A 7060-nucleotide genomic window follows, 5' to 3' on the forward strand; every position below is an offset into this window, starting at 1 on the left:
AGCGGCGCGCGAGAGATTTTAGGCGAGCAGCTCACGGTGCAGATTGCCAAGCGCAGCGAACTGCACACCTTCAAGGTCATGCCCAAGCGATGGATTGTCGAGCGTAGTTTTGCTTGGCTGGAGAAGAGCCGAAGGCTATGGAAGAACTGCGAGCGCAAACTCAACACCAGCCTGCAGTTCATCCATTTGGCCTTCTTGGCACTGTTACTCAGAAGATTGCGAACAGGTTCTAAGACAACTAACGCATGCACGCCGGATGCAGACGCCCGACAAGTCCGCAGCAACAGCTCTGGCATGCAGCGGTCACCGGCGACCTCGTTGCAGGCGCTGTCAGCCGCCCCCTGAGAAGGGCAGTCGGCGCCCCGCAACGGCTCAGAGCTTCCGGGACACCGTCAACTCCACATCGCGCGGGTCGCCGTAGATCAACTGGCTCTGGTAGACGATGTTGGCGTAGTACTTGCGATCGAACAGGTTGCGTACATTGAGCTGCGCCGACCAGGCCTGGTTGATGTCGTAACGCGCCATCGCGTTGGCGAGCAGCACGCTGCCCTGGGTCAGCCGTTGGGTGTTGCCCTGCGGCCCGGCCATCAGTTCGTGGATGGCCGACTGCCAGCTCACGCCACCGCCCAGACGCCACGGCCCGGTCTGCCGCTGGTGAACAGCGTCGCCTCGCGCCGCGGGCTGGTCGGGTTCACGTCCACACCCGCAGCATCGTTGGCATCGAACTGCGCGAAACCGAATGCGATGCGCCATTGCTCGGAAAGTTGCCCATCGAGCTGGACTTCCACGCCCTGACTGACGGTGCCCTTGGCAGCCAGATAGGCTTGATCGGTAGTGCCGGGCACCAGTTGCCCGGGGTCATTGACCGCAAGATTGTCCTGCTCGATCCGGAATAGCGCCACCGCTGCATTGAGCTGGCCGCCGAGGCAGGCACCCTTCGCGCCGATTTCGTCACTATTGCCTTCCAACGGGTCGATGTAGCGCCCGCCGCGGTCGCGAGTGTTCTGCGGTTTGAAGATGCCGGTGTAGCTGGCATAGAGCGAATGGCGGTCGTCCACATCCAGGATCAGGCCGGCGTATGGCGTGGTGCGGCCACGGCGTTCGTAGGAGTTGGCCGGCACCAGTTGGTCGGCGCTTTTCCAGTCGGTGACGCGTGCGCCGACAATGGCCTTGAGCGCATCGGTCAGGCTGAAGCGGCCCGCAGCGTAGGCAGCCACCTGGCGCACATCGCGGTCTTCGCCCTTTGTCAGTGGCGTCCATTGCGGCTGCGCCATCCTGCCGGTCCAGGCATAGACGCTTTCGGCAGTCAGCGGTTCCAGCGGTGCGTTTGACCAGCTGCGCACGTTGCGATTCATCCAGGTCGCGCCGGCCACGACCTCATGCTCGCGCCCCCACAAGGTCAGCGGCAGGCTGGCGAAAGCATCCAGGCTGTTCTGCGCATTGAGCATGGGATAGCGCCCGCCAAAGTTGCTGGTCAGCCCCAGCCCGGTGTCGCGGTCCGGATAGTCGAGATAGCCGAACAGCACCGATTTCCAATCGGTTGCAAACCGCTGATGCGAGTACTCCACATGCAGCTGTGCACCGTTGTCGAAACGGTGGGTAAGCCCGGCAAAGGCATTGGTGGTGTCGGCCACGCCACGCGCCCAGCGCGGGGTGAACGAATCCGAGCGCGCAAAATCGGTGCGGCGACCGTCGCTGAAATACGCAGGGACGCCGCCCCAGGTGGTGCCGCGCCCATCATTGCGCTGCTTGTTGACGCCGATGTAGCCGCTGGTGGCATCGCTGAAGTCCGCATCGACAATGCCGTAGAACAGCGACGACTGCTTGCTGTAGTGATCGCGGAACGACTGCTTGTCTTCGTAACTGGTCACCACGCGGCCACGCACGTTGCCGGCGGCGTTCAATGGCGATTGCAGGTCCGCGCTGCCGCGATAGCGATCCCAGCGCCCGGCCGACAGATCCACCCGGCCGGTGAACACAGCGCTGTCGGCGTGCTTGCGCAGCAGGTCGATCGATGCCGCCGGGCTGCCCGCACCGGAGGTCAGTGCGTTGGCACCACGGACGATCTCGACGCGATCGTAGATCGCCATGTTCTGCTGCACATCGCCGCTGTAATCGGTGGGAATACCATCGATGCGGTAATAGTCCACCTCGAAACCGCGTGCGTTGATGTAGGTGCGCTCGGTATCCCAGGTCGGCGAGTTGAAGCCGGCCACGGTGTCGGTGACGTCCTGCAGCGACTGCAGGTTGCGGTCGACGATCTGCTGGCGCGTCACCACCACCACCGACTACGGCGTGTCGCGCAAGGAGAGCGCAAGTTTGGTCGAACTGCGCGCGATATCGGCGGTGTAGGAATCGTTGCCTTCGGTGATGGCGCTGCGATGCGCACTGATCTGCATGCGATCCAGATCGACCGGATCGCGCGCGCTCGACTGCGCCATCGCCGCCAACGGCCACGCACAGGCCAACGCAAGCACGGAGTACGCCACGCGCAGGTGCGGCGAACGGAACGGTACACGCACGCCAACACGCGCGGAAACGATGCAACAGAACATGCAGTCAGCCTCATGAGTGAAACACTGCCGTCGATGACGGCCGATGAGGCTGGCGCGGGCGCACCCTGCAGGGTGGGCACAACAGCTGGCTGGGCGCGCATGGTCGATCCGTGCCGAATCGCTGTCAATAGAGCCGTGCATCGAACACGCTGCAAATGATGATCACGGCATTGCGCTGGTTTGCCTGAAACCTGGCAGTCGCCATCGAACCGAAGCAGCCAGCGCGCCGATCAGATGCACTGCCCTGCACTCTCATTCCTGGCGATGCGCGATGCATGCCAGGATGACTTCGCAGCAAGCTCAGCAAACCGATCAGCGCCACAGACAATCCAGCGCCACATCACACAGAGAGTCACAGCGTCAGTAACAGCGAGGACGCCCAAGCGAAACGCCCGCCGTGACGGGCACATTGCTGCATAGCGCTCTACCGCCCAACCTGCGTGTACGGCCAGCGCGTGTCCGAAAGCAGGCTGATACACCGTAGCAAGCAGCCGTCAGGCGGGGGTGGATGGTGTTGACCAACCGTAGCGTCCACACGCTACGTGTCGATGCTGAGCACCAGCCACGCCCGCCTGGCGGTGAGCGCAGTCGTTTCGTCGGCCGCTCTATTCCGGCCGCCGCCCCACCAGCCCACGCGCCTGCATCGCCTCCAGCACGCCGCGCAGGATGGTGAGGTTGTGGCCGTGTGCGGCGCCTTCATGCAGCAGCACGATGGCGCCGGGTTGCAGGTCGCGCACGATACGCGCCACGGTGGCGCCCGGTTCGCAACGCACGCCGTCGAAGCCGCGCGCGCTCCAGGCCACGCGGGTCAGCCCGTGCGCGCGCAGCGGCGAGGCGACGAAGGGGTTGGTCATGCCGACCACCGAGCGGTACAGCCGTGGCGCCTGCCCGGTGATGCAGGCCAATACGCGCTGCGCCTGGCCGATTTCCTGGGCCATGCGGCGCGGCCCCAGCGCCCAGAACCAAGCCTGCGGATGGGTGTGGCTGTGGTTGCCGATGCCATGCCCGCGCCGCACGATCTCGCGCACCAGCTCCGGCCGCTGTTCGGCACGGGCGCCGACCACGAAGAAAGTGGCACTGGCATCGTAGGCATCCAGCAGATCGAGGATGGCCGGAGTGTCGTCGGAAGGGCCATCATCGATGGTCAGCCACACCTGCGGCGCACGGCCGGGCAGGCGTGTCACGACCGGCGCATACAGGCGCGCGCGCGGCAGGAACACAGGCACCACGAACAGCGCATGCGACAGCAGCAACGCCGGCACGCCCCAGGCCCAGCCCAGATGCCACCACAGCGGCGCCACCGCGACCTGCGAGAGGGCAAACAAACCCACCCAGCGGTAGGGGTGGGAGGGGATGCGATACAGCGTTTCCGGCGTGGTCATGCCGCATGATGCCACGCGGCGTAGAATGCCTGCTCTCCACGCTCTTACCGAAGTGCTGCCATGTCCCTCGATCCCGCCCTGCGTTCCCGTATCGATACGCTGCTGCAATCCAGCCGCGTGGTGCTCTTCATGAAAGGCCAGCCGGGCATGCCGCAATGCGGCTTTTCGGCCAAGGCGGTCGGCGTGCTGGACGGGCTGGGCATCGACTATGCCCACGTCAACGTGCTGGCCGACCAGGAAATCCGCGAGGGCATCAAGGCCTACGGCGACTGGCCAACCATTCCGCAGCTGTACGTGGATGGCGAGCTGATCGGCGGCAGCGACATCATCCTGCAGATGGCCGACAGCGGCGAGCTGAGCAGCATGCTCGGCCTGCAGGCGCCCGACCGCAGCCCGCCCAAGATCACCATCACCCCGGCCGCGGTCGAGATGCTCAAGGGTGCGCTGGCCGATGCGCCGGATGCCTCCTTGACGCTGTCCATCGATGCCGATTTCCAGCCCAACTTCCAGCTGGCACCGACCAACCCGAACGCCATCGCAGCCGAATCCAACGGCCTGCGCGTGCAGTTCGACCTGGCCAGCGCGCGCCGCGCCGAGGGCATCACCATCGACTGGGTGGACGACATCCGTGGCCGCGGTCTGGCCATCGACAACCCCAACGCGCCCAAGCCGGTGCAAGAGCTGTCGGTGCGCGATGCCGACGACCGCCTCAAGGCCGGCAACCTGACCCTGGTGGACGTGCGTCCGGCCGACGAACGTGCGCTGGCTACGGTGGCCGCACCGTTCCGCACCCTGGATGCGCATGAGCGTGCCGCCATCGAACAGCTGCCCAAGGACACCCCGCTGGCGTTCCTGTGCCACCGCGGCGGGCGCAGCCTGCAAGCGGCCGAACATTTCCGCGGCCTGGGCTTTACCAACGTCTACAACGTCACCGGCGGCATCGATGCGTGGTCGGACGAGGTGGACAACGGCGTAGCGAAATACTGAGCAAGCGCGAGCCGCCCAAGCATCACCAATTGGGCGACTTTAAAATGGGTGCTTCAGTGAACGCAGGTTTTGGGGGCGTAACAACTTCAGCCATATCCAGCCAAATCGCCTATTAACGTTGACGATTGCAACCAACCATTCGCACGTCGAGCTGAGCGATATGGATTAGGACTGACGGATGCCAGGGCACTACCCAAACCTCAACCCGAAGAAAGCCCTGATCTGGCGTATCGTCCATCGCGACAACTTGCCCTGGATTTTGGAAAACGGCCTGCACTGCGGTAATGGAGCCGTACAGAGCGTAGATTGGGTGAACATCGGTAACCAGGAATCGACAAGCGCGCCAATCATCCTGTACCGATCGTGCCAGGCGGCTTCCTTAACGATTACGTACCCTTTTACTTCACTCCATTTTCGCCGATGCTGCGCAACATCAATACGGGCTGGGGAGGCGTCCAACGACGGTCGAACGAAGAAATTGTAATACTTGTTTCCAGCCTGCATCACGTCGCTGCACGAGGATGGCCTTTTTTATTCACTGATAGCCATGCTTATTATCAACTAACAACGTTTCATTCCGATTTGGCCAATCTCGACAAGATCGACTGGCCGCTGCTTCAGGCGCGCGATTTCCGTCGCGACCAGGAGGACCCGGCTAAGTTTGAGCGATATCAGGCGGAAGCGCTAATTTACCAACACTTGCCAATCGGCGGGCTGTTAGGCATCGTGTGTTATACAGACGATTTAAAGCTAGTCATCGCGCGTCAACTCCAGGCGCGCAACCTCACATTGCCGGTTTATGCCCGTACCGAGTGGTACTTCTGATGATTACGTTCACGCAAGGCAATCTACTGCAGGCACGTGCCGAGGCACTGGTCAACACCGTCAACACCGTCAACACCGTCGGCGTCATGGATAAGGGCATCGCGCTGATGTTCAAGGAGCGCTTCAACAAAAACTTCCTACTATATGCTGCTGCATGCAAGGAAAAGCAAGTGCGCACCGGAAAGGTGTTTGTCACCGAAGCCAACGAACTGGACGGGCCACGCTGGATCGTCAATTTTCCGACCAAACAGCACTGGCGTGGCGATTCACGCATCGAATGGATCACAGAGGGATTACAGGATTTACGTCTGTTCCTGGTAGAAAACAAGGTCAAATCGATTGCTATTCCGCCACTGGGCGCAGGCAATGGAGGTTTGGACTGGTCTAACGTGCGTCCACTGATTGAGGAAACACTGGCGGGTCTAGATACCGACATTTTCGTATTCGAGCCTACCTTGAAGTATCAAAATGTTGCAAAGCGCTCCGGCGTGGAAAAGCTGACTCCAGCACGCGCATTGATTGCGGAACTGGTACGTCGCTACTGGGTGTTGGGCATGGAATGCAGCCTGCTGGAAATCCAGAAGCTAGCGTGGTTTCTTGAGCGCAACATCGAACGCGCAGGCTTGCCTAAGCTGGACTTGCGCTTTGAGCCACATAGATACGGCCCATATGCCGACCGTCTCCGCCACCTGCTGGATGGGTTAGATGGCAGCTACTTGCATTGTGACAAGCGAATTGGCGATGCAGATCCGTTGGATGTCATCTGGTTCGATGATACTCGCAAGAGTTTTGTCCAGGCCTATCTCAAGAGCGAAGCCAAACAGTATGCCCCGGCACTGGAGGCCACAGCGGCCTTGATCGATGGCTTTGAGTCGCCTTTTGGCATGGAATTGCTGGCAACGGTTGACTGGCTGATTGCAAAAGAGGACATCACTACGCAAGTGGCAGAGATGCGTGAAGGCATACGCAATTGGCCAGGTGGCCCAGACGCAGCCATGCGCAAAGACAGGCTGTTCGACGACCGCGCTGTAGGTAGTCGCCCCTGAAAAACCCCCAAACCACATCCATTGCAGGGCGTCCCCCGCGTTTTCGGCGTGCTGGAACTGCCAGTTTTCGTTAATGTACGCACTGGTTTCTGGCAGTTTTCGCCCATGCGCACACGCCGTCCCGCTGCCGATCACTTACCTGCCGATGAGTTGTTTCGTTCGCGTCTGGAAAACCAGATCGACCTGCGCCATCCACTGGTTCAACTAAGCCATCGGCTGCCGTGGAGTGCGTTGGAGCAGGCGCTATCGCCACGATTGCCGGCCA

Annotated in this window: 7 protein-coding genes and 3 pseudogenes; 6 read left to right on the forward strand and 4 right to left on the reverse strand. The window is 61.7% G+C overall.

The window, feature by feature from the left end; all coding sequences use genetic code 11:
* Positions 1 to 219 (forward strand): annotated as a pseudogene (locus tag A7D16_RS18495) (transposase); the annotation flags it as partial.
* A gap of 153 nt (positions 220 to 372) precedes the next feature.
* On the opposite strand, the gene A7D16_RS24260 reads toward A7D16_RS18495, so the two are convergent.
* The 4 genes from A7D16_RS24260 to A7D16_RS18505 all read right to left on the reverse strand — a co-directional run bounded on the left by A7D16_RS24260 (position 373) and on the right by A7D16_RS18505 (position 3937).
* A complete protein-coding gene (locus A7D16_RS24260; RefSeq protein WP_258872271.1) occupies positions 373 to 618 on the reverse strand; it encodes a TonB-dependent receptor in 246 nt (81 codons plus the stop codon).
* Positions 615 to 2276 (reverse strand): TonB-dependent siderophore receptor, encoded by a 1662-nt coding sequence (locus tag A7D16_RS18500; protein WP_275655048.1) that lies wholly within the window; start codon positions 2274 to 2276, stop codon positions 615 to 617. The genes A7D16_RS24260 and A7D16_RS18500 overlap by 4 nt, the downstream gene beginning before the upstream one ends.
* Positions 2277 to 2288: 12 nt before the next feature.
* On the reverse strand, positions 2289 to 2555 hold the full coding sequence (locus A7D16_RS24195; protein ID WP_239687047.1) for a hypothetical protein: 267 nt from the start codon (positions 2553 to 2555) through the stop codon (positions 2289 to 2291).
* Between the two features lie 605 nt (positions 2556 to 3160).
* Positions 3161 to 3937, reverse strand: a complete 777-nt coding sequence (locus tag A7D16_RS18505; RefSeq protein ID WP_064634715.1) for a polysaccharide deacetylase family protein — start codon at positions 3935 to 3937, stop codon at positions 3161 to 3163.
* 60 nt (positions 3938 to 3997) lie between these two features.
* Here A7D16_RS18505 and grxD point away from each other — a divergent pair, with 60 nt between their 5' ends.
* The 5 genes and pseudogenes from grxD to A7D16_RS22025 form a co-directional block, all read left to right on the forward strand.
* Positions 3998 to 4924: a Grx4 family monothiol glutaredoxin gene (grxD, locus tag A7D16_RS18510; RefSeq protein WP_064634716.1), complete on the forward strand. Its 927-nt coding sequence runs from the start codon at positions 3998 to 4000 to the stop codon at positions 4922 to 4924.
* Between the two features lie 178 nt (positions 4925 to 5102).
* Positions 5103 to 5204: pseudogene (locus A7D16_RS24505) on the forward strand (hypothetical protein); the annotation flags it as partial.
* Positions 5205 to 5287: 83 nt separating this feature from the next.
* Positions 5288 to 5749: a type II toxin-antitoxin system toxin DNA ADP-ribosyl transferase DarT gene (gene darT, locus A7D16_RS24200; RefSeq protein ID WP_220375946.1), complete on the forward strand. Its 462-nt coding sequence runs from the start codon at positions 5288 to 5290 to the stop codon at positions 5747 to 5749.
* Positions 5749 to 6795: a type II toxin-antitoxin system antitoxin DNA ADP-ribosyl glycohydrolase DarG gene (gene darG / locus A7D16_RS18520; protein ID WP_064634717.1), complete on the forward strand. Its 1047-nt coding sequence runs from the start codon at positions 5749 to 5751 to the stop codon at positions 6793 to 6795. The genes darT and darG overlap by 1 nt, the downstream gene beginning before the upstream one ends.
* Before the next feature lie 105 nt (positions 6796 to 6900).
* Positions 6901 to 7060: pseudogene (locus tag A7D16_RS22025) on the forward strand (IS5/IS1182 family transposase); the annotation flags it as partial.

The sequence above is a fragment of the Xanthomonas nasturtii genome, assembly GCF_001660815.1.
Lineage (GTDB): Bacteria > Pseudomonadota > Gammaproteobacteria > Xanthomonadales > Xanthomonadaceae > Xanthomonas > Xanthomonas nasturtii.